This window comes from Methylobacterium sp. E-065 (assembly GCF_022829605.1).
Classification (GTDB): domain Bacteria; phylum Pseudomonadota; class Alphaproteobacteria; order Rhizobiales; family Beijerinckiaceae; genus Methylobacterium.
Map to the genome: position 1 here is coordinate 35,166 of NZ_JAKSYD010000077.1, position 20,981 is coordinate 56,146.

The following is a 20,981-nucleotide window of genomic DNA, read 5'->3' on the forward strand; positions in this document are numbered from 1 at the left end:
TGACCAGACTTTCGCATCCCGATGCCCAAGCTCCTGATCGTCGACGACTCCGCCCTGATGCGCAAACACCTGCGCATGATCTTCGAGGAGACCGGACAATTCGAGGTCCAGACCGCCCGCAATGGGCGCGACGCCCTCGATCAGCTCGGCCGCTTCGACCCCGACGTGATCACCCTCGACATCAACATGCCGGAGATGGATGGGCTCACCTGCCTGGGTGAGATCATGACCACGCGGCCCCGCCCGGTGGTGATGATCTCCTCGCTCACCAGCGAGAGCGCGGCCGTGACCCTCGAAGCGATGCAGCTCGGGGCCGTGGATTACGTCGAGAAGCCCGGCGGTACCGTATCGCTCAACATCGCCGACGCCCGCGACGAGATGGTCCAGAAGGTCCGCGGCGCGGTCGGGGCCAAGCCGCGGCGCGCCCGCGGACTGGTCGACCGGGTCCGGCGCGGACACACCGAGATCGTGAGCCGGAAGGTCCCGCAGCCGGCGACCCGGGTCGATGGCTGCGTCCTGATCGGGGTCTCGACTGGCGGGCCGCGCACCCTCGAGGAGATCCTGCCCGAACTGCCCGCCAACCTGCCCTGGCCGGTGGTGATCGCCCAGCACATGCCCGGGCCGTTCACGGGGCCCTTCGCGTTGCGCCTCGACCGACTTTGCGCGCTGAAGGTGGTTGAGGTCGCCGGTCCGATGCCGCTGGCGGCGGGGCACGTCTATATCGGCCGGGGCGATGCCGACGTGGTGATCCAGCGCAAGCTCGGCCGGCTGACGGTGACCTCGGTACCGAGCGACCCGTCCCTGCGCTGGCATCCGAGCGTCGACCGCCTCGTGCGCAGCGCCCGGGACCTCATGCCCGCCGAGGCCCTGATCGGCGTCGAGCTCACCGGCATGGGCGATGACGGAGCCGCCGCCATGGCGGCGCTCAAGGCCGAGGGCGGGCGCACCATCGCGGAGGCGGAGTCGAGTGCCGTCGTCTTTGGGATGCCGGCCGAACTGATCCGCCTGGGCGGTGCGACGCTGACCCTGCCCGCCCGCACCATCCCCAGCCAGCTCGTCAGCTGGCTATCCTGAGATCGTCGCCGAGATCGCCATGGCCCTCGTCCGCAAGCAACCCGCCGCGCCAGCCCCGGCCCCCGCCGCCGGGGATCCGCGCGCGGCCCTGGACGGCGCGACGGCTGCTGAACGCCGGGAGGCGGCGCACCTGTTGGCGAGCGATCCCGACGCGGTCGACTCGCTGGCCGACCGGCTCGGACGGGAGGCGGACAAGAGTGTCCGCGAAGCGATTCTGCTGGCGCTGGGCCGCATCGGCACCGAGGCCGCGGCCGAGCGCCTGTTCGACCTGCTCGGCTCCGAGGATGTCTGGCTGCGCAACGCCGCGATCGAAACCCTCTCTGAGATGGATGCGGCGGTGATCGGCGCCCTCGACCGGGCGCTCTCGGATCTCGACAGCGACCGGCGCATCTTCGCGGTCAACATCCTGGTCTCGCTGCGCCATCGGGCGGCCGTGGACTACGCCCGCCGGGTCCTGGCCGAGGATGATCACGTCAACGTCGTCGCCGCCGCTATCGACGTGCTCGCCGAGATCGGCACCCCCGACATGATCCCGGAGATCGAAGCCGCGGCGGCGCGCTTCCCCGACGCACCGTTCCTGACCTACGCGGCCCGCGCCGCAAGCCGCCGCATCGCCTGACCGGCGGCCCGCATGACCACCCCCTTCAACCCGTCGACGCCCATCATCACCGACAGCGACTTCGTGCGCTTCCGCGACTTTTTCTACCGCAAAACCGGCATCATGTTTGCCGATAACAAGCGCTACTTCGTCGATAAGCGCCTGCACGAGCGGATGCTGACCGTTGGTCAGACCCAGTTCCGCGATTACTTCAATACAATCCGCTTCCAGGCCAGCAGCGAGGAATTCCAGACGCTCGTCAATCTGATGACCGTCAACGAGACGTATTTCTATCGCGAGGAATACCAATTCCGCTGCCTCGTGCAGTCGATCCTGCCCGAGGTCACCCGCCACAAGCGGCCCGGCGAGCCGGTGCGGATCTGGTCGGTGCCCTGCTCGACCGGGGAGGAGCCCTACTCGATCGCCTTCCAGCTCCTCGACACCTGGCCCGATGTCGACCGCTTCGACATCGAGATCGTCGCCACCGACATCGACACCACGGTGCTCGAACAGGCCAAGCGGGGGCTCTACGGTGACCGCTCGGTCCAGCACGTGCCGAAGGCGACCCTGGAGCGCTACACGCGGCGGGTGCGCGGCGCCTACGAGGTCATCCCCGACATCCGCGACTCGATCGCCTTTGCGCGGGTCAACCTCGCCGACTCGCTCTCGACCCGGCAGTTCCGCAACTTCGACGTCGTGTTCTGCCGGAACCTGCTGATCTACTTCGACGACGCCTCGCGTCGCAATGCCGCCCAGACGATCTACGAGGCGCTGAGACCCGGCGGCTTCGTCTGCCTCGGCCATTCGGAATCGATGAGCCGGATGTCTTCGCTGTTCGAGCTGCGCAAGTTCACCGAGGCGATCGTCTACCAGAAACCTTTGAGCGCGGAGGCGTAGGATGGCCCGTATTCTCGTGGTCGACGATGCCACCACCGTGCGGATGTACTACCGAGACGTGCTGGAAGAGGCCGGCTTCACGGTCGAAGAGGCCGTGAACGGGTTCGAGGGCCTGGAGAAGGCCGTGGCCGAGAGCTTCGACCTCGTCCTGGTCGACGTCAACATGCCCAAGATGGACGGCTACGCCTTCCTGCGCCAGGGCCGGACGATGCCCGAGCTGCAAGCCGTGCCGGCCGTGATGATCTCCACGGAGAGCGCGGCGCAGGACCGCGAGCGTGCCTACGCGGCGGGCGCCAACCTCTACCTCGTCAAGCCCGTGCGCCCGGAGGTGCTGACCGAGGTCGCCACCGTGATGGCTGGAGTCGTGCCGTGACCAACGCCCTGCTCGCCCAGTTCATCCCGGAGGCGCGCGAACTCCTGGAGCGCGCCGGAAGCGGCCTGCTGGCCCTGGAGAAGGCGCATAGCGCCGAGGCCCTCGACGAAATCTTCCGGGCGGTCCACACCCTCAAGGGTACGTCCGGCCTGTTCGACATCGCGCCGCTCACCAACTTGGTGCACGCGGCCGAGGATTTGCTGGTGGAGGTCCGGGCGGGCCAACTCGCCCTGGAGCCCGAGATCGTGGACGGGCTCCTCGACAGCCTGGATCTCGTCGGCCACTGGATCGACGCGCTCGAGACCCGCGAGGTCCTGCCGGATGACGCCGCGGATGCGATGTCGGGCCGGGTTGTGACCCTGCGCGGCTGGCTCCAAGTTGGTGGCCCGGCGGCCGCGGCCAGCCCCGTGGCCAGCGAGGCGGCGCCGGACTGGATCGGCGCCCTGCCCGAGTCCGTGCGCCAGGCCGCCTACGCGGCGGGGGGGCCTCTGATCGCCTGGAGCTACGAGCCTGACGAGACCTGCTTCTTCCGCGGCGACGATCCGGCCCACCTCGTGGAACAGGCGCCCGGACTCCTCGGCGTGCGCGTGCTGCCCCGGGAGACCGTGCCCGCGCCCGAGTTCTGCGACCCCGTCCTGAGCTGGCTGCGCTTCGAGGCGCTCTGCGCCGCCCCTGCCGAGGCCTTGTCCGAACATCTGCGCTACGTCAGCGATCAGGTGCAGCTGAGCCCGATCACCAAAGACGCTCTCGTCATCCTGGCGGGCCCGGAGGACACGGCCGAGGTGTTCGGCGATTTCGGCGTCCGGGCCCGGGCGTTGGTGGCAACCGAGGCGCGGGCGGAGCTCAAGGCCGCCGCCGCAGCGCTGCTGGGCATCATCGGCCCAGCGACCCGGCAGGCCGCCGCCCTGCGCTGGATCGCGGCCCTGGCCCCGACCGCCGACGCCGATGCGCTCCAGCGCCTCGTCGCAGCGATCGACGGCGCGGCGCCCGCCCGCCCGGTGTCCGCCGCGATGACGGCCCCGCCCACGGCTGCGGCGCCGGCCTCAACCGGTACGGACGCGCCCCTGCGGCAACGGGCGGAGGTGATCCTGGCGGCCCAGGCCGAGATGCTGGACGTTCCGGTCGAGGCGGCGCTGGATGCGGGGCGGCGCGAGTCGGTGCGGACGGTGGCTCTGCGCTGCCTGCCGCACCTCGCCCCGGCCCGGGCGCAGGCGCTGAACGCCGCCCTCGCCCAACCCGGCGATGCGGCCGCGCTCCGCGCCGTCCTTCGGGAAGGGGGAGACACGGTATCGGCGGCTGTTGTCGTCCCGGCGCCGAAGGCGGTCCAGAAGCCGGCCGTGTCCACAGCGCCCACGGTGCCCCTGGCAGCCGGCGCGCCCTCAGAAGCGTCGGAGAATGGCGCAGGATCTGGCGCGGCCCCGGCGCGGATGCTCCGGGTCGATCAGGCCAAGGTCGACACCCTGATGAACTTCGCGGCCGAATTGACGGTCGCCAAGAACGGGCTCGCCTACCTCGCCGGGCGGGTCGAGCAGGTCAGCGGCTCGCGGCAGCTCGGGCGGGAGATCAAGGAGCAATACGCGGTCATCGATCGGATCGCCCAGAGCCTTCAGGTCGGCGTTATGGCGATCCGCATGATGCCTGTGAGCCAAGTGTTCCAGCGCTTCCCCCGGCTGGTGCGCGACACCATGCGCAAGCTCGGCAAGGAGGCCGAGCTGGTGATCCAGGGCGAGGATACCGAGGCCGACAAGAACGTCCTGGAGAGCCTCGCCGACCCGCTGATCCACATGGTCCGCAACGCCCTCGACCACGGGATCGAGACGCCGGCCGAGCGGCTGGCCGCCGGCAAGCCGGCCCAGGGGACCCTGCGCCTCTCGGCCCGCCAGGAGAACGACAACGTCATCATCGAGGTGGCCGATGACGGAAAGGGCATCGATCCGGACGTGGTGCGCGACAAGGCGGTGCGTGTCGGCCTGATCACGCCCGATCACGCCGCCCAGATGACGGCGGATGAGATCGTCAACCTCGTCTTCGCCCCCGGCTTCTCGACCAAGGAGCAGGTCTCCGACCTGTCGGGCCGGGGGGTGGGCATGGATGTGGTGCGCAATGCCGTCCGCAAGGCGGGCGGCGACGTCTGGCTGGCGAGCCGCTTGGGCCAGGGTAGCTGCGTGACCGTGCAACTGCCGCTGACCATGGCGGTGACCCGGATCGTCACCGTGGAGGCCCGCGGCCAGCAATACGGGGTCGCCATGGATGCGGTGGCCGAGACCGTGAAGGTGCCGCTTGGCCAGATCCACAGGATCAAGCAGCGCGAGACCTTCGTGCTGCGCGACGCGGTAATTCCCCTGGTTCGCCTCGCCGACAGCCTCGGTCTCGCCCCCGCGACGGGCGCCCCGCCCGACGAGGAGGCCGTGATGGTCGCCCGGGTCGGGCGCGAGCGAATCGGCATCGTGGTCGACGGCTTCCGCGAGCGCATGGAGGTGATCGTGCGGCCCCTGGACGGGCTGCTCGCCGGCCTCGTGGGCTTCTCCGGTACGGCGCTGCTCGGTGACGGCCGGGTCCTCCTAGTCCTCAACCTTCCGGATCTGATCTGATGCCCCTCGAACACGACGGCGCAACCATCCGGCTGACGGGGCACTGTTCGGTCGAGGATGCCGAGCCCCTGCTCGACGTCCTCCGGGCAACGCCGGACGCGACGGTCGATCTCACCGAGGCCGCGTGGCTCCACACCGCCGTCCTGCAGGTGCTGATGGTGGCGACCCCTGCCCTGCGCGGCCGCCCGGACGGTCTGGTGCCGGCGGCCTGCCTTGCCGGCCTTCCTGCGGCGGAGGCCGGATGAGCGCGCGCATCCTCGCGGTCGCCAATCGCAAGGGCGGCACCGCCAAGACCACCACGGTGGTGAATCTCGCCGCCGCCCTCGCGGCGCGCGGCCTGCGGGTGCTGCTCGTCGACCTCGACACGCAGGGTCATACCGGCCTGGGCTTCGGCGTGCGAGCCGCATCGGGCGAGCCGACGGTGCACGATCTCTACCGCGGCACCGGGGCGGTGGATCTTCGCGACGCCATCCGCGTCACGAACGTGCCGCAGGTCGACATCCTGCCGGCCGACCGTGGCTTCTCGGGCCCGGACGGCGCCGTCGCGCCCCTGGGTCTCGCGACGGCGTTGAAGCCCCTGGCCGCCTCCTACGCGATCACCCTGATCGACACCGCGCCGACCGCCGACGCCCTGCTGATCAACGCCCTGGCGAGTGCGCATCACGTCCTCGTCCCCACCCAGCTTCATCACCTCGCCGTCGATGGGGTCGGGCAGTTCGCCCGCTCGTATTTCCACGTCGCCACGACACTCAACCCGGACCTGCGCGGCCTCTCGATCATGCCGGTCCAGGTCGATCTGCGGATCACGATGCAGCGGGAAGCGCTGCAGCGGCTCGAGGCCCGGTTCGGCCGCGAACGCCTGCTGCCGGGCATTCGCTCGGACATTGCACTCGCGGAGGCATTCGGGCGCGAAATGCCGCTCAAATACTTCAAGCCCCGGTCACGGGCGATTCAGGATTATGACGTGCTATGCAGTCACGTCATGGAAAAAGTCTTTGCGATCTAAAATCACCTATTGCTGGCAAAGTTAAAACGATTGTAAACTGCGCGCGCAGAAGTGGAAGGCGAGGCGATGCACAAGGTTTTGATTGTTGATGATTCTCCGACGATCCTGGCCAGCATGGTGGGTATTCTCGGAGGCGCTGGATATATTACGGTCAAAGCCATGCATGCCGAGGATGCTCTCGCGCAGGTCCAGGCCGGTCTTCGTCCTGCTCTGGTCATCACGGACTATCACATGCCCGGCATGCACGGTGTTCAGCTGATCCAGGAACTGCGCAAGCTCACCCAGACACGCTTCACGCCGATGCTCGTCCTGACGACCGAGTCCCAGCAGGAGAAGCGCGACGAGGCGCGCAAGGCCGGTGCGACCGGTTGGCTGGTGAAGCCGGTCCAGGCCGACAAGCTGCTGCAAGTGGTGAAGCAGGTCGCCCCGTCGCTCCAGGCCATCGCCGCCTGACCTCAAGGGGCTAACCCAGCTGGCGCCTTTTGCCGAACTCCGCACGCGGGCTTCGGCCCTCGTCCGGTAGCGTGCTGCCGACCAAGCCGGAGCGACCGATTCCATCGATGCACACCGCGGCCCCCGCCATCCTCAAGATCGAGATGAAGACGCTCCTGATCAGCGGCGGCGCTGGCTGTGTCATCGGCGTTCTGCCGCTGATCCTCGGCGCGGCACAGCCGGTCCATCTCGTGATCGCGGCAGCGTCGGCCGTCTGCGGTGGCCTGGTGACGCGCGCACTGCAGCGGCCGGCGGTCCCGCTCCCGTCGGCTGTGCCGCTCGGGCATCAGTCTGCCACCGCCGCTTCCGACGAAGCCGCGTGGCATGCGTCGCAATCGGCGGCGAGCCGGCCAGCCGAGGGGGCGCCGGATGTGGCGGCACAGGGCGTGGCGCGGAATGTCGCGCAGGATCTGGCCGACCTCGAACCCTTCTTCTCCGTGACGCGCGAGCAGTTGCGCAGCATCGTCGGGCAGACCGAAGGTGCGGCTTCGGCGATCATGGCATCCCTGGAAGCGCTCAGCGCGGCGCAGAACCGCAGCGCCGTCTGCATCAACGACACCCGTGAGCGGATCGTCGGCGTCGCCGAGCAAAGTGACACCGCCCTGCACACGCTGGCGCGGTCGCTCGGAACCTACCTCGACGGACGCCTGCGGGAGACCCGGGCGGAGCGCAGTGCGGTCGACGCCGCGGCGGCGCAGATGCGCGGCCTCGACACCCTGATCGTCTCCCTGGAGAAGGTTGGCGCCTCGACCCGAATGCTCGCCCTCAACGCCAATATCGAGGCCAGCCGGGCCGGCATCCATGGGGCCGGGTTCAAGGTCATTGCCCGGGAACTCCAAGATCTCGCCCAGGCGTCCCAGACGGCCATGGCGGAGGCCCGGCTTCAGGTCACGAACGTGCAGCGGACGATTGGCCAGGTGCTCACCATCGACCACGGGGCCGACGGGACGCGCACCGAGCAGGAGCGTCTCCAGGCCCTGATGACCGAACTCGACAGCATCGCTCAGACGACGACCGAGGTACTGCTCGGTATGGTTCGCAACGACTTCTCAGAGATCGCGACCCTGACCGGCGCGGTCGGCAACGAGGTTTTGTCGGTCTTCGGGCAGGTGCAGTTCCAGGACGTGGTTCGCCAACAGATCGAAGCGATCGACGAGTCGAACGCGATGCTGGAGACGTGTCTCGACGGGTTCAGGCAGAGCCTGAGCGGGGACGAGCCCGAGGCACCGGTCCGACCCGCCGCCATTCTGGAGTCGGCGCGGTCGCGCTACGTCACGCAGATCCAGCACCGCGTCGACGCGCAGGCCCTGGGCCAAGCGACCGCTCACGCCGATGCGCCGGATATCGAGCTGTTCTGAAGATCCCGAAGCGTTATCGTCCAGAATCGGTTGCGGATCCCCGAGCGTCCGCGCATCGCTCCCACCGGTTCATCCACAGAATCTCCGGGCTTACCGGTTCGGCACCCGCCGCAACGCCATGCGCCGAACCGGTCCTTTTCGCGCCCGTATGAACCGCACGCGCCTGCGCCGACTTGCGCAGATATCCGATTGCCACGGAGGCGCGACATGACCGAACCTGGGGACCTGGCGGATCAGCTCGCCGCCCTGCGCGCCGACAATGCCCGCCTGCGCCGCCTGCTCGACGAAGCCGGCATGCCCGACAGTCTGCGGCACGGATTGCGCAACACGATGGCGACGTTGCGCATCATCATGCATCGGTCCGCCGAGAGCGCCACCGATGTCGAGACCTACGTCACCCATCTGGACGGGCGCCTGAGCGCCCTGCTGCGGGTCCAATCCACCACGGATGTGCTCGGCGAGGTCGATCTGCACTCCCTGGTTTCGGATGAGCTGATGGTCCACCTCGTGCGCGAGGGCGATCAGGCGACGATCGCCGGACCGCGCGTGCGCCTCCGGCCGAAGCCCGCCCTGAGTCTGGCGCTCGCGCTGCACGAGCTGGCGAGCAACGGGATCGAACATGGGGCCCTCGCCCTGCCGCAGGGGCGCGTGACGGTGACGTGGGAGATGCAACCGGGCGAGTCCGGGCCGATCCTTGCGCTGCTGTGGCACGAGACCGGCGGGACGGCGATCCGGGAACCCGCGCACCGCGGCTTCGGCATGACGCTCCTCGAAGACATGCTGGGCTACGAGCTCGAAGCACGCACCGTCCTGACCTACGGGCCGGACGGCCTGCGCTGCAGCCTCCGGATTCCGTTCACGGCTCAGATCGGGCGTCTGATCGCGGCGGAGCCGGAGCATGACGACGACGGCGCGAGCTTCTAGAGCCGCGTTCGAACCCCGCTGAGGCTGCCACCGATCGTTCGGCCGAACTGCGCCTATCGGACCGCTCCCGCTCGGGTAGTGCCTGGTATTGCACGCGCCATCCCGAACGGTACTGGGGCTCAATGGTTGACGACAGGCTGTTGGACACACGTGCAAGCGCATCATCCACAGCAGCCGCTGGCGTTGTTGACCCGTGGGCGAATATCGAGCAAGACGCTCTCGAATATAATTACAAATCCATGCCATTCCTTTGGATCGTGCCATGCGTCACGATCCATCAGAGAGACTCTGCGCCAAATATTTATTGTCAGGCGTTCGATCATTAAGAGAAGCGACCCTTGCATCAGGGCTGCTTCAGCAGGTCAGGGTATGCAACCTCTTGATAAGGAACCGTCGATGAGGATTGCAGCACAAGGCGTAGGAAGATCAAGCCTGCTGGCGTGGCCGACCGACAGGATGCAGGATCGAAATCTGAAACTGTTCACGGCGACAAACATATGTCTCTTCGTGCTGATGGCAGTCATCGCCGTCTGGGCGGCTTGGCAGCGTGGCCCGTGGCTCGATGAATTCTGGACGCTCTGGCTTTCCAAGCATGATGTGCCGCTGACGGCGGCCGTCCGAGAGCGCTGGCTGATCGACGTCCACCCACCCTTTTTTACCGGGGTGAACTGGCTCGTACAAACATGGGCTGGAGATTCGATCCTGGTTCGTCGATTGATGAACTTCTTACCGCTGATCGCAAGCCTTCTGCTCGCGACAGCCTTATGTCGACGATATCCCAACAACGGAAATTACATTATCATTTGTAGTTTTATGATCGTAACGTCCCCGGTGTCTTCTTATAATATGACCGAAATCCGGTCGTATTTTACGCAAATCTGCTGTATGACGAGCCTCATCATCTGCCTGTACACGATGATGACACTGAGCCGCGATGCGCTGATCCGGGATCATCGCCTCCTGGCTGTTTCGCTGTTTCTCTTGATCCTGTTGGCCCTTAATATTCACTACGTGACCACCGTCGTGGCCACGAGCATCGTTGCCACATCGGGGCTTTGCATGCTCGTCCGGCGGCAGTGGAACTGGTTTTTTCTCCTCCTCGCCGCCGGACTCGTCGCCTCCGTGCCCCTGATGGCGTGGTTCATAACGCAGACCGCCTTCCTGGATCAGATATCCGGCACCTTCTGGATCAAGGTCTCGTTACCGATCGCGCTGAAGACCTTGATCGCGCAGATTGTGAAAAGCTTCGGCTTCAATCTTGCTGTTCTGGCCGCACTGGCGATCTTGCTCGCGAATCTTCTGCAGATGCGCAGGACGGGCGGCGTGACTGCTGACCGCGTTCGGTCCGAGATCGATCCCCCCGGCGTCGGAACCGGTCATACGCTGTTCGTGATCGCCATGATCGCGGGCCTGGCTTGCGCTGCCGCGTTGCTGCTGGCTGTCAATATCAAGCATCCGCATCTGTTCGTGGCCCGGTATCTGTCCTCGATCGCTCTGACCACCATCGCCATCGTGGCTGCACTGATCGTCAACGTCGTTCGGCAGCGGCGGCTTCTGTTCACGCTCCTGCTACTGAATGGTGCGCTGATCTACGGCATCACCGTCATCTCGCACGCCCTGGATCGCGGCTGGGACAGCGCGGCGTCCCTCATCCAGGCCCAGAAGAACCAATGTGCGTCGTCGCAGGTCTTCGCGACGGAGTACCCGGCCAACTATGTGGTTCCCAATCAGGACCAAGTGATCGATTGGGCGTATCATGTCGAAGCGGCCCGCTACGGATTTCCGGTGCAGGTCCTGACGTCGCGCGCGCCGCTGGATCTTTCGCAGGGCGAACGCTGCCCGGCTATCCTTTGGATCGATCATATCGATTGGAGTGAATTTCCTGACCCCGTGACCCTGGGAGCCATTACCAAGAGGCTACCCGTCGCGCTGCCGCCCAAGTTCCTGGACTCGGCGCATATGTTGAAGACGGGTTCCGGCATTATCATCATGGGTGGAGCTTCGGCGCCGGCCCAATAGGTTTTATCGACGCCGTCCGGAGCCATGCCCGCCAGGAACGGCCCTGCCTTCGAGACGGGCTTTCAGGATCAGGGAGGCAGGCTCGCTCTCGACGTAGCGCGCGTGCGAGTGCCGACGCTAAGTAGTGGCGCACCCGCCGTCACAGGAGGACATCTTTGGGCCGTGGTTGCGAAACGACCCGAAACCATTTAGCAAATTCAAGACCGTTTTTATAGCTTTCCGGCGCGAATTACATGACACATGTAAGTCATAATTCACAGCTGCCGCTTGTATCCATCGTCATACCGACCAGAAAGCGGATCGACTTTCTGCGGTTGACCGTGGACGCAATCCGCGCACAGACGTATCCGAATTTCGAATTGATCGTCGTAGCCGACGGTCATCAGCAGGATGTATGCGATTATATACAGTCCCTGCAGGATACGCGCGTCTCATATGCGGCCTGTCAGTTCGCAGGAAGGCCATCGGTCGCGCGGAATTTTGGCATCCGACTCGCCACAGGCGAGTTTATTGCCTTCTGTGACGATGACGATCTCTGGCTCGCCGACAAGCTCGTGACGCAGGTCGAATTCATGGAGCAGCGTGGGATCGATTTCTGTTTCACGGCGGCCGGCGTCATTGATGCGGATGGCAATAAAATCGAGCAGCCGCAGATCGGCTATCGCCGGAAAATCTCGCTTGCTTGGTTCCTCATGTCCCTTGGGGATAACATCTATCCATCGACGATCATGTTGAGGCGCGGGAAGCTCGCAAGCATCAAGCTTTTCGATGAATCGCCGAAGTTGAGGCAGGGCGAGGATTATGAGTTTTTCGCGCGGTTCCTAGAGATTGCGCCGGGTTACGGCATCGACCGGGAGCTCGTCCTCTATCGTGGGCACAGCGGGAGCATCCAGGAACGGAGCGTGACGCGATGGTTCCTGCATCAACTGAACCTGCAGAAAGCGCTTTATCGGACCAAGAGCTTCCCGCGCTCCGTGTTGCTCGTCAGGTTGATGCGCGTCTTTTATTGGATGGCGCGGATCAGCACGGTTGCGCTCTCCATGCAGGTGCAAAATAAGGTTCGCCTGCTCAATCTGCGGCTTTTCCGAACCTGACGAATATCCTGAGAACCGGTTGCGAACGCTTCATTGGGCAATCGTCCGTGTCGGAAAGCGGGGTCTTCGAAGCCTGAGCCTGCTGCGCGGGAGGCTAAGGTTGAGGCGTCGTGGCACAGGAGCAACGTGGGATTCGATCCCGCTGCGAGGGATCGAGGATCCCGGATCGGCGCCGGGATGCGGTCGGTCATAATGGAATGCCAATCCACGGCATGCTCGATCAAAGGGCGCGGGAGGGGTATAAATTTTGGAGCTGCTGTGCGAATGAGGGCCCGACATGCATAAGCACAAGCTCTTTACGGACGGCGCGCTTTTATATTTTGCGCATATATTCAGATACGTATTCCCAATCATCATTATTCCGCTGCTGGCACGCAAGCTCGGAGCCGAGCATTACGGCATCGTGCTCGTCGGGCTATCCCTGGCAACCCTCGTCAGCCTGATTGTCGAGTTCGGTTTCAATGTATCGGGTACCCGGGATCTGGCCACACGAGACGCGTCGCAGCTCGACGGCGTCGTTTCCGCGATCTTGACGGCCAAGCTGATCCTGATGGTTCCGGCCATCACGTTCGGCATTCTTGTGATTTCCAGCTCGTCAGTTCTCAGGAATGCGCCCGGCGTCGGCATCCTGTCGATCATGTATGGCCTTCTTCAGGGAACCAACCTGCTCTGGTATTTCCGGGCCAGGGGGCGGATGGCGCTCGTCGTCAAGATCGAGTTGGCTGCACAGCTGTTGAATATGCTGCTGATCGTGACGTTTGTCGGCGGTGAGAATTCGTATGCTTATGTCATCCTGTTCTATATTCTGGCCTCGTCGCTGACGCTGCTCATCACGGGTGTGATCCTCGTAAAAGAGGTTACGGTCAGAATCGCGTCCTGGACGGCGGCGCGCGACGCGCTTCGCGGCGGAGGAGCTATCTTTGTCCTCACGGGCGCCGTCGCAGCCTATACGGCGGCTTCCGGCCTCGTGTTGGGTTGGCTCTCGACGCCGGATCAGGTTGGCTTCTTCGGTCCGGCCGACAAGCTGATCAATGCGGGTCTGCAGTTGTTGAACCCGCTCTCGACGCTTCTGCTTCCCCACATGACCCGCGAGTTACGGAGTAACCCGGTCGAGGCCTTCGTGCTGCTCAAGCGTACGACCTTCGTGCTGACGCTCTGCTCGACCTTGGCATCGATCGCGATCCTGTTCCTGGGGCCCTTCATCATGAAGATCTTCCTGGGGCATGCCTACGCGGAGGCGGGCAACATCTTTTCCGTGCTGAGCCTGACCCTGCCGCTCGGGACCATCAGCTATTGCTTGAGTATGCTCCTGCTTCTTCCCGCACGAAAAGATAAGGCGGTCACGGTCATCGCAATCGTGGGCGGTGCGCTCAATCTTCTGTGCGCGATCGTCCTGACACCGCAGAACGGGGCCATGGGCATGGCGATCAGCCGCGTGATTGCGGAAGTCGCCATAACGATTCTGACCTTTTATGTGACGATCAGAAGCGGGCTCTGGCGCGACGTGTGGCGCGCAAGCGGCTCCGTACCCGCCTCCATGAACCTGTCCGCCCGGTTTCAGGGTCTGCGGAAGCGGTTCCTGCGGATCCCGATGACGTTCAGATCCGGACTCTGACGGAGGCCGGGATCGAAGCGGCCGGGTTGCTGGGCTTGGCATCTGTCATCGCGGCGATGGCCTGACGACCCAGCAACCGGGCCTGATTCTGACGGGTACGCACCATCGCGTCCGCCGATCGTGCCAATGGCACCGGCACCGCGCGCGGATCGGTGCCGCCGATCATCACGACTGTCCGCCACGTCCATGGCATGCCCGGGCGAGGCTGCCGATCAGCGCCGTAGGGATTTTCAGGAGCAGAGTGCCGCCACCTGCAGGCGGTAACACTGCGGGCAGTAGCGCGGACAATGTCCGCCGTAGGGCGGTGGTTCTCGAAGGCGGCGCCGTCTCCGGTTCGCCGGAGATCGCCGACCGGTCCGCGCCGGCCGTCGTGACCCGGCCCCAAAGGGCTCGTGTCCCGTCGGGAATTTGGCTGGGGCGCCAGGATTCGAACCTGGGAATGGCGGTACCAAAAACCGCTGCCTTACCACTTGGCGACGCCCCAAGGCAGGCGGTCGCTGTCTAGACGGCGCGGCCCCGCCTGGCAAGCGTTTCGCCGGGGGCCTCAGTGGCGTTCGGGGACGCCGTCGATCCGGCGGGGCAGGTCCAGCGGATTGGCGGCCTGGAGCGCGGGCGGCAGCAGGGCGTCCGGGACGTCCTGATAGCTCACCGGGCGCAGGAACCGATCGATCGCAAGGCTGCCCACCGAGGTTGTGCGCCCGTCCGAGGTCGCCGGATAAGGGCCGCCATGCACCATGGCGTGCGCCACCTCGACGCCGGTGCCGAACCCGTCCACCAGGATGCGGCCGACCCGCCGTTCCAGGAGCGGCAGCAGCGCGCGGGCATCCGCGTGGTCCGCTGGAGCGAGGTGGAGCGAGGCGGTGAGCTGGCCCTCAAGCTGCTCCAGCACCTTGCGCATCGCTGCCAGATCTGGGCACCGGACGACCAGCGCCGAGGCGCCGAACATCTCCTCCTGCAGCACTGGATCCGCCAGGAATACGTCCGAGTCGGTGGCGAACAGGGCGGCCCGCCCCTGGGTCGCCGTGCCCTCCGGCCCCTCCGCCAGCAGCGTGACGGCATCGTGGCCCGCCACCCGGGCGACGCTCTCGCGATAGGCCCGCTGGATGCCCGGGGTCAGCATGGTGGCGGCCGGGCTCTCGGTCAGGGCCGCGGCGGCAGCCTCCAGGAAGGCGTCGAGGCCGGGGCCCGGCTGCGCCAGGATCAGGCCGGGATTGGTGCAGAACTGTCCGGCACCGAGCGTCAGCGAGGCCGCGAAGGCCTTTCCGATCGCCGCGCCGCGCTCGGCCAAGGCGCCGGGGAACAGCAGGACCGGGTTGATGCTGCTCATCTCGGCATAGACCGGGATCGGGTGCGGGCGCCCGGCTGCGATCGCCATCAGGGCCGTGCCGCCCCGGCGCGATCCGGTGAAGCCCACGGCCGCGATCCGGGGGTCGGCCACCAGCGCCTGCCCGATCGACTGGCCGGCATCGAACAGCAGGGAAAAGACCCCCTCCGGCAGGCCGCAGGACGCGACCGCCTTCTGGATGGCGCGCCCGACCAGTTCCGAGGTACCGGGATGGGCCGGATGCGCCTTCACCACCACCGGGCATCCGGCCGCGAGGGCCGACGCTGTGTCGCCGCCCGCCACCGAGAAGGCGAGCGGAAAGTTCGAGGCGCCGAACACCGCTACCGGCCCGACCGCGATCCGCCGCAGGCGCAGATCCGGTCGCGGCAGGGGCTTTCGGTCCGGCAAAGCCGGGTCGATGCGGGCTCCCACGTCGCTGCCTTTACGCACCACGCCGGCGAACAGGCGTAGCTGCCCGGCGGTCCGGGCACGCTCGCCCTCGATCCGCGGGCGCGGTAGCCCGGTCTCCGCCATGCAGCGGGTCACGAGCTCATCGCCGATTTCGAGAATGTTGGCCGCGATGGTCTCGAGGAAATTTGCCCGGGTCTCCGGATCGGTCTCGCGGTAGGTGTCGAAGGCAGCTTCCGCCAGGGCGCAGGCCCGGTCGAGGTCGGCGTGGCTGGCGCTCGGGAAATCGGGCTCAAGAGCCTCCCCGGTGGCCGCCTCCACGGCTCGGAAAGAGGCTTCCGTGCCGCGCCGGGCCTCGGCGCCAATCAGGTTCTCGCCGCGCAGGGTCATGGGCTGGTCCTCTTCGTCTCGATGCAGGCTGGCGGATCAGCTCCGCTGCGCCGCGAGCGCCTTCTCGCGGATTGCCGCGAGGGTCATGGTCGGGGTGAGCGCCTCGGGATCGACGCGGCAATGGATCAAAGCCGGCAGGCCCGAACCGAGGCTCCGCTCGAAGGCCGGGGCGAAATCCTCGGTGCGTTCGACACTCTCGCCATGGCCGCCACAGGCCCGGGCCAGGGCCGCGAAATCGGGGTTGCGCAGCTCGGTCGCCGAGACCCGGCCGGGATACTCGCGCTCCTGATGCATCCGGATCGTGCCGTACATGCCGTTGTCGAGAACGACGACCACGATCGGCACGTCGTACTGCACGGCGGTGGCGAATTCCTGCACGGTCATCATCACATCGCCGTCGCCCGCGAGCGCCACGACGATCCGGTCGGGGTGGCTGCGTTTGGCCATCACGGCGGCCGGTAAACCGTAGCCCATGGAGCCCGAGGTCGGTGCGAGCTGCGTGCCGAAGGCGCGGAATCGGTAGTAGCGGTGGATCCAGGTGGCGAAGTTGCCGGCGCCGTTGCAGATCACGGCGTCGGGCGGCAGCCGCTCCCGCAGCCACGTGATCGCCTGACCGTACTGGAACGCCCCCGGCTTCGCCTCCGGGGTCTCGGACCAGGCGCGGTAGGAGGCGTGGGCCTCGGCGGCGCGGCCGGACCCGGTGGGCGCGAAATCCGGCAACCCCGCGCAGAACGCCGCCGGGCTCGCCTGAATCGCAAGGGTGGGCTGATAGACCCGGCCGAGTTCCGCCGGATCGGGGTGGACATGGACCAGCGGCAGGCCGGGATCGGGGATGCCCAGCAGGCCGTAGGATTGCGCCGGCATTTCGGACAGGCGCCCGCCGATCATCAGCAGGAGATCGGCTTCCTTGATCCGGGCGAGGAGCGCCGGGTTCGGGCCGATCCCCAATTCGCCCGCGAAATTCGGGTGGTCAGCGGGGAAGAGCTGCGCCCGGCGGAACGAGACCGCCACAGGCACATCGTGGCGCTCCGCCCAGGCGGCGAACGCCGTGCAGGTCTCCGCGCTCCAGCGCGAGCCGCCGAGCAGCGCCACCGGCCGCTGTGCCTCCGCCAGCATCGCCCGCAGCCGCTCCGCATCGGCCCGGGACGGGGCAGGCTCGGCCGGCTCCACGCAAGGGGCGTCGCCGACCGAAGCGACGTCGTCCAGCATGTCCTCCGGCAGGGCGATCACGACCGGGCCAGGCCGGCCCTGCATCGCCACCCGGAAGGCCCGGGCGAGGATCTCCGGGATGCGGGCCGCGTCGTCGATCTCCACCGCCCATTTGGCGACGCCGCCGAACATCTGGCGGTAGTCGATCTCCTGGAACGCCTCCCGGTCGCGCATCCTCCTGGCGATCTGCCCGACGAACAGGATCATCGGCGTCGAATCCTGGCGGGCGATATGGACCCCGGCCGAGGCGTTGGTCGCCCCGGGGCCGCGGGTGACCATGCAGATGCCCGGACGTCCGGTGAGCTTGCCGGCGGCCTCCGCCATGATGGCAGCGCCCCCCTCCTGGCGGCAGACGAGGATGTCGATGCCGCTGTCGCGCAGGGCGTCCAGCACCGCGAGGTAGCTCTCGCCGGGGACGCAGGTGACGCGCTCGACGCCCTGCGCGAGCAGCTGGTCGACGAGAATCCGCGCGCCGGTGCGTGGGGGCAATCCGCTCAAGCCGTCCTCCCTGGCGATTCCGCCGTGCGGCCCCTGGCCGAGAAGGCCCATGATCCGGTCTGAGATGCCGGTGATATCTCAGCTGAGGATATAGGCCGGGCGGTCGCCGTCAACCTGTCAGACGAGCGGACGACGGTCGAGGGCCTTGCGTGTCATCTGGTCCAGAAAGTCGAACAGGGTGCCGATACCGGCAACCGCCGTCTCGGCGTCGCGGGCCACCACGCCGGCCACGATCCCCGCATGGATCCGGGCGCAGTCGAGGAAACTCGCGGTCGGCTCGTAGGTGTACCAGAAGCGCCGAGACTGGGCGTGGAGCGCCGCCATGGTGCTGGTCAGGGTGGCGTTGTGGGCGGCTTTGACCATTGCCTCGTGCAGCGTCCGCTTGCTGCGGAAATAGGTCTCCCGATCCCGGGCCCCGGCGGCGGTGAGCAACCCGGCGACACCGCCTTCGAGGGCGGCGAGTTCCTGGTCCGATCCGCGCGCGATCACGCAGCGCGCCACCGTCTCGTCGAGGGGGCGCCGGACTTCGAGCAGTTCGAGATGCGTGATGATATCGACCGGCGTCACCAGCACGCCGCGGCGCGGATGGACCTCGACGAAGCCGATGGTCTTCAGCCGCGCCAGCGCCTCGCGGACCGGGGTGCGGCCGAGCGCCAGTTCCTCGCCCAACTCGCCCTCCGACACCATCGCCCCGGGGGCGAGCCGGCGGCTGATGATCATCTGCTCGATGGCGTCGTAGGCGGTCTCCGCGAGGGAGCGCGGCCGTTCCGTCACTGCGAGGCCGTTCAAGCCCGATCCTGCCGACACAAGTTTCTCTCCAGCCAATACATGCTGCATGGGTTTCAGGATTTGTCTGACGCCATGTCCAGGCATTGACAATGGCGAGGAACGGCGTGCTACTCAACCTCTGAGATATCAGTCGGCGCTCACGGCGGTTCCGCAAGAACCGTGCGGTGGAGCGACACGACAATCCAGGGAGGAAACCGATGTCTGGGCTGTCCGAAGGGACGCGCGCCAAGCTGAAGACCGTCAGCACGGCGACGCTGATGACCGCCCTCTACAAGCGCGGTTTTCGCAACCAGATGATCCAGGGCGTGCTCCCCCTGAAGACGGGCGGCCCGACCATGGTCGGCGAGGCCTTCACGCTCCGCTACATGCCGGCCCGCGAGGATCTGAACCCGATCACGGTGTTCCGCGACCGGGCGCATCCGCAGCGCAAGGCCGTGGAGGAATGCCCGCCCGGCGCCGTGTTCGTGATCGACAGCCGCAAGGATGCACGGGCCGCCTCCGCGGGCTCGATCCTGGCGACCCGGCTGATGGTGCGGGGCTGCGCCGGCCTCGTGACCGATGGCGGGTTTCGCGATGCCGCCGAGATCGCCGCCCTCGAGATGCCGAGCTACCACGCGCGGCCCTCGGCGCCGACCAACCTCACCATCCATCAGGCGATCGACATCAACGTGCCGATCGGCTGCGGCGACGCCCCGGTCTTCCCCGGCGATGTGATCGTGGGCGACGGCGACGGCGTCGCGGTGATCCCGGCCCACATCGCCGACGCGGTCGCCGACGAGGCGGTCGAGATGACGGCTTACGAGGATTTCGTCACCGAGGAGGTCCGCAAGGGTCGCTCGATCCTCGGCCTCTACCCGGCGACCGACGAGCAGAGCCTCGCCGACTTCGCCGCATGGCGGAAGCAGACCGGCCGCTGAAAGCCGGCCCCCGTTCGCGGGCGCCAACAAGCACGTTCAGAACAGGGAGGGCGCCATGGCGGCTGGCATTCCAACGGTCACGGCGGCGCCGGAGATCGAGCGGCGGACGGTGTCCAAGGTCTCGTGGCGGCTCCTGCCGCTGATCGTGGTGATCTACTTCGTCGCCTACATGGACCGGACGAATGTCGGCTTCGCCTCCTTCGGGCTGAACCGGGAGTTCGGCTTCTCGGCGACGCTCTACGGCTGGGGCGCGGGCATCTTCTTCCTCGGCTACTTCTTCTTCGAGGTGCCGAGCAACGTGCTGCTGGAGCGCACCGGGGCGCGGATCTGGATCGCCCGGATCATGATCACCTGGGGGCTGATCGCGGGCGGCATGGCGTTCATCGCCGGGCCGGTGAGCTTCCTGGTGATGCGCTTCCTGCTCGGCGTGGCCGAGGCCGGGTTCTTCCCCGGCATGATCCTGTACTTCACCTACTGGTTCCCCCGGAAATACCGGGCCCGGGTGGTGGCGGCCCTGTTCCTGGCGGTGCCGGGCTCGAACGCCCTGACGGCGGTGATCTCTGGGGCGCTGCTCCAGCTCGATGGGGTGCTCGGCTTCCACGGCTGGCAATGGCTGTTCATGGTCGAGGCGGTGCCCGCCATCATCCTGGCCTTCGTGGTACTGGCGCTGATGACCGACCGGCCCGCCAAGGCGACCTGGCTCGCCGAAGACGAGCGCCGCTGGCTCGAGGAGACGCTGGAGGCGGAGCGCCGCAGCACCGTGAAGGCGCACGGCCACTTCACGCTCCGGCAGGCGCTGACCGATACCCGGGTCCTGACCCTGGCGGGGATCTACTTCACCATCGTCACGGCGACCTACGGCATCACCTTCTTCCTGCCGCCGATACTTAAGAGCCTGAAGCTCACCGACTGGGAAACGGGTCTTGCGACCGCGGTCCCGTACGTGGTGGGCACGATCGGCATGGTCTCGTGGAGCTGGTCCTCGGACCGGCGCAACGAGCGGCGCTGGCACTTCGTCATCGCGGCGATCGTGGCGGCGATCGGGCTGATCGCCGCCGGGCCGCTGCTGGGGAGCCTCTGGGCGCTCGTGGCGATGTCGGTGGCCACCGTGGGCCTCTACGGCACCAAGCCGGCCTTCTGGCCCCTGCCGGCGGAGTTCCTGTCGGGACCGGCCGCGGCCGGCGGCATCGCGCTGATCAATTCGATCGGCAATCTCGGCGGCTTCGTCGGCCCCTACGTGCTGGGCTGGCTGAAGGATACGACCGGCACCTACGAGGCTGGCCTGTACTTCCTGGCGGGCTGCGCCCTGGCCTCCGCGGCCCTCGCCTTCGCGACGGTCCGCGGGCAGGCTGCTTCGACGGACCCAGCCGGCGCCGTCCGCCCCGCCCGCCCGAACGCGTGAGAC

At 66.9% G+C, this 20,981-nt stretch carries 19 protein-coding genes and 1 tRNA gene; 15 read left to right on the forward strand and 5 right to left on the reverse strand.

Annotated elements, in window-relative coordinates; translation table 11 throughout:
• The first annotated feature begins 21 nt into the window (after window positions 1-21).
• From cheB to MKK84_RS07995, 13 genes are all read left to right on the forward strand, one after another.
• Complete coding sequence (gene cheB, locus MKK84_RS07935; RefSeq protein ID WP_243918458.1) at window positions 22-1,074, forward strand: chemotaxis-specific protein-glutamate methyltransferase CheB; 1,053 nt, start codon at window positions 22-24, stop codon at window positions 1,072-1,074.
• 19 nt (window positions 1,075-1,093) lie between these two features.
• Window positions 1,094-1,693, forward strand: coding sequence for a HEAT repeat domain-containing protein (locus MKK84_RS07940; RefSeq protein ID WP_243918460.1), 600 nt, complete (start codon window positions 1,094-1,096; stop codon window positions 1,691-1,693).
• Between the two features lie 12 nt (window positions 1,694-1,705).
• On the forward strand, window positions 1,706-2,569 hold the full coding sequence (locus tag MKK84_RS07945; protein ID WP_243918462.1) for a CheR family methyltransferase: 864 nt from the start codon (window positions 1,706-1,708) through the stop codon (window positions 2,567-2,569).
• 1 nt (window position 2,570) lies between these two features.
• Window positions 2,571-2,942 (forward strand): PleD family two-component system response regulator, encoded by a 372-nt coding sequence (locus MKK84_RS07950; protein ID WP_243918464.1) that lies wholly within the window; start codon window positions 2,571-2,573, stop codon window positions 2,940-2,942.
• Window positions 2,939-5,533 (forward strand): chemotaxis protein CheA, encoded by a 2,595-nt coding sequence (locus MKK84_RS07955; RefSeq protein ID WP_243918466.1) that lies wholly within the window; start codon window positions 2,939-2,941, stop codon window positions 5,531-5,533. Before MKK84_RS07950 ends, MKK84_RS07955 begins: the two co-directional genes overlap by 4 nt.
• Entirely contained in the window at window positions 5,533-5,778 is a 246-nt protein-coding gene (locus MKK84_RS07960) for a hypothetical protein (protein ID WP_243918468.1), read from the forward strand. Before MKK84_RS07955 ends, MKK84_RS07960 begins: the two co-directional genes overlap by 1 nt.
• The gene (locus tag MKK84_RS07965) at window positions 5,775-6,539 is read left to right on the forward strand and encodes a ParA family protein (protein WP_243918470.1); all 765 of its coding nucleotides are present in this window, start codon (window positions 5,775-5,777) and stop codon (window positions 6,537-6,539) included. The genes MKK84_RS07960 and MKK84_RS07965 overlap by 4 nt, the downstream gene beginning before the upstream one ends.
• A gap of 66 nt (window positions 6,540-6,605) precedes the next feature.
• Complete coding sequence (locus MKK84_RS07970) at window positions 6,606-6,992, forward strand: response regulator (RefSeq protein ID WP_243918472.1); 387 nt, start codon at window positions 6,606-6,608, stop codon at window positions 6,990-6,992.
• Window positions 6,993-7,099: 107 nt separating this feature from the next.
• Window positions 7,100-8,389, forward strand: a complete 1,290-nt coding sequence (locus tag MKK84_RS07975) for a methyl-accepting chemotaxis protein (RefSeq protein WP_243918474.1) — start codon at window positions 7,100-7,102, stop codon at window positions 8,387-8,389.
• A 207-nt stretch (window positions 8,390-8,596) separates the two neighbouring features.
• Window positions 8,597-9,313, forward strand: a complete 717-nt coding sequence (locus MKK84_RS07980) for an HWE histidine kinase domain-containing protein (protein ID WP_243918476.1) — start codon at window positions 8,597-8,599, stop codon at window positions 9,311-9,313.
• Window positions 9,314-9,709: 396 nt separating this feature from the next.
• A complete protein-coding gene (locus tag MKK84_RS07985) occupies window positions 9,710-11,332 on the forward strand; it encodes a hypothetical protein (RefSeq protein ID WP_243918478.1) in 1,623 nt (540 codons plus the stop codon).
• A 233-nt stretch (window positions 11,333-11,565) separates the two neighbouring features.
• Complete coding sequence (locus MKK84_RS07990) at window positions 11,566-12,426, forward strand: glycosyltransferase family 2 protein (RefSeq protein ID WP_279599415.1); 861 nt, start codon at window positions 11,566-11,568, stop codon at window positions 12,424-12,426.
• 277 nt (window positions 12,427-12,703) lie between these two features.
• Window positions 12,704-14,041, forward strand: a complete 1,338-nt coding sequence (locus tag MKK84_RS07995; protein ID WP_243918480.1) for an oligosaccharide flippase family protein — start codon at window positions 12,704-12,706, stop codon at window positions 14,039-14,041.
• On the opposite strand, the gene MKK84_RS08000 is transcribed toward MKK84_RS07995, so the two are convergent.
• From MKK84_RS08000 to MKK84_RS08020, 5 genes are all read right to left on the reverse strand, one after another.
• Complete coding sequence (locus MKK84_RS08000) at window positions 14,025-14,207, reverse strand: hypothetical protein (RefSeq protein ID WP_243918482.1); 183 nt, start codon at window positions 14,205-14,207, stop codon at window positions 14,025-14,027. The two genes, MKK84_RS07995 and MKK84_RS08000, sit on opposite strands and share 17 nt — an antisense overlap.
• 243 nt (window positions 14,208-14,450) lie before the next feature.
• Window positions 14,451-14,525 (reverse strand) — tRNA-Gln (locus tag MKK84_RS08005).
• Window positions 14,526-14,585: 60 nt separating this feature from the next.
• Entirely contained in the window at window positions 14,586-16,163 is a 1,578-nt protein-coding gene (locus tag MKK84_RS08010; protein ID WP_243918484.1) for an aldehyde dehydrogenase (NADP(+)), read from the reverse strand.
• Window positions 16,164-16,199: 36 nt separating this feature from the next.
• Entirely contained in the window at window positions 16,200-17,921 is a 1,722-nt protein-coding gene (locus MKK84_RS08015; RefSeq protein WP_243918486.1) for a thiamine pyrophosphate-binding protein, read from the reverse strand.
• Between the two features lie 66 nt (window positions 17,922-17,987).
• Window positions 17,988-18,659, reverse strand: coding sequence for a GntR family transcriptional regulator (locus tag MKK84_RS08020; protein ID WP_243918488.1), 672 nt, complete (start codon window positions 18,657-18,659; stop codon window positions 17,988-17,990).
• A 197-nt stretch (window positions 18,660-18,856) separates the two neighbouring features.
• On the opposite strand from MKK84_RS08020, the gene MKK84_RS08025 reads away from it, so the two are divergent.
• Window positions 18,857-19,576: a ribonuclease activity regulator RraA gene (locus MKK84_RS08025; protein ID WP_243918490.1), complete on the forward strand. Its 720-nt coding sequence runs from the start codon at window positions 18,857-18,859 to the stop codon at window positions 19,574-19,576.
• A 55-nt stretch (window positions 19,577-19,631) separates the two neighbouring features.
• On the forward strand, window positions 19,632-20,978 hold the full coding sequence (locus tag MKK84_RS08030; RefSeq protein ID WP_243918492.1) for an MFS transporter: 1,347 nt from the start codon (window positions 19,632-19,634) through the stop codon (window positions 20,976-20,978).
• Window positions 20,979-20,981 lie beyond the last annotated feature (3 nt).

Excerpts from the sequence above, each read along its gene's own strand:
- cheB (WP_243918458.1), top strand. The coding sequence starts at position 22 with ATGCCCAAGCTCCTGATCGTCGACGACTCCGCCCTGATGCGCAAACAC.
- MKK84_RS07940 (WP_243918460.1), top strand. The coding sequence starts at position 1,094 with ATGGCCCTCGTCCGCAAGCAACCCGCCGCGCCAGCCCCGGCCCCCGCC.
- MKK84_RS07945 (WP_243918462.1), top strand. The coding sequence starts at position 1,706 with ATGACCACCCCCTTCAACCCGTCGACGCCCATCATCACCGACAGCGAC.
- MKK84_RS07950 (WP_243918464.1), top strand. The coding sequence starts at position 2,571 with ATGGCCCGTATTCTCGTGGTCGACGATGCCACCACCGTGCGGATGTAC.
- MKK84_RS07960 (WP_243918468.1), top strand. The coding sequence starts at position 5,533 with ATGCCCCTCGAACACGACGGCGCAACCATCCGGCTGACGGGGCACTGT.
- MKK84_RS07965 (WP_243918470.1), top strand. The coding sequence starts at position 5,775 with ATGAGCGCGCGCATCCTCGCGGTCGCCAATCGCAAGGGCGGCACCGCC.
- MKK84_RS07970 (WP_243918472.1), top strand. The coding sequence starts at position 6,606 with ATGCACAAGGTTTTGATTGTTGATGATTCTCCGACGATCCTGGCCAGC.
- MKK84_RS07975 (WP_243918474.1), top strand. The coding sequence starts at position 7,100 with ATGCACACCGCGGCCCCCGCCATCCTCAAGATCGAGATGAAGACGCTC.
- MKK84_RS07980 (WP_243918476.1), top strand. The coding sequence starts at position 8,597 with ATGACCGAACCTGGGGACCTGGCGGATCAGCTCGCCGCCCTGCGCGCC.
- MKK84_RS07985 (WP_243918478.1), top strand. The coding sequence starts at position 9,710 with ATGAGGATTGCAGCACAAGGCGTAGGAAGATCAAGCCTGCTGGCGTGG.
- MKK84_RS07990 (WP_279599415.1), top strand. The coding sequence starts at position 11,566 with ATGACACATGTAAGTCATAATTCACAGCTGCCGCTTGTATCCATCGTC.
- MKK84_RS07995 (WP_243918480.1), top strand. The coding sequence starts at position 12,704 with ATGCATAAGCACAAGCTCTTTACGGACGGCGCGCTTTTATATTTTGCG.
- MKK84_RS08000 (WP_243918482.1), bottom strand. The coding sequence starts at position 14,207 with ATGATCGGCGGCACCGATCCGCGCGCGGTGCCGGTGCCATTGGCACGA.
- MKK84_RS08010 (WP_243918484.1), bottom strand. The coding sequence starts at position 16,163 with ATGACCCTGCGCGGCGAGAACCTGATTGGCGCCGAGGCCCGGCGCGGC.
- MKK84_RS08015 (WP_243918486.1), bottom strand. The coding sequence starts at position 17,921 with ATGGGCCTTCTCGGCCAGGGGCCGCACGGCGGAATCGCCAGGGAGGAC.
- MKK84_RS08025 (WP_243918490.1), top strand. The coding sequence starts at position 18,857 with ATGTCTGGGCTGTCCGAAGGGACGCGCGCCAAGCTGAAGACCGTCAGC.
- MKK84_RS08030 (WP_243918492.1), top strand. The coding sequence starts at position 19,632 with ATGGCGGCTGGCATTCCAACGGTCACGGCGGCGCCGGAGATCGAGCGG.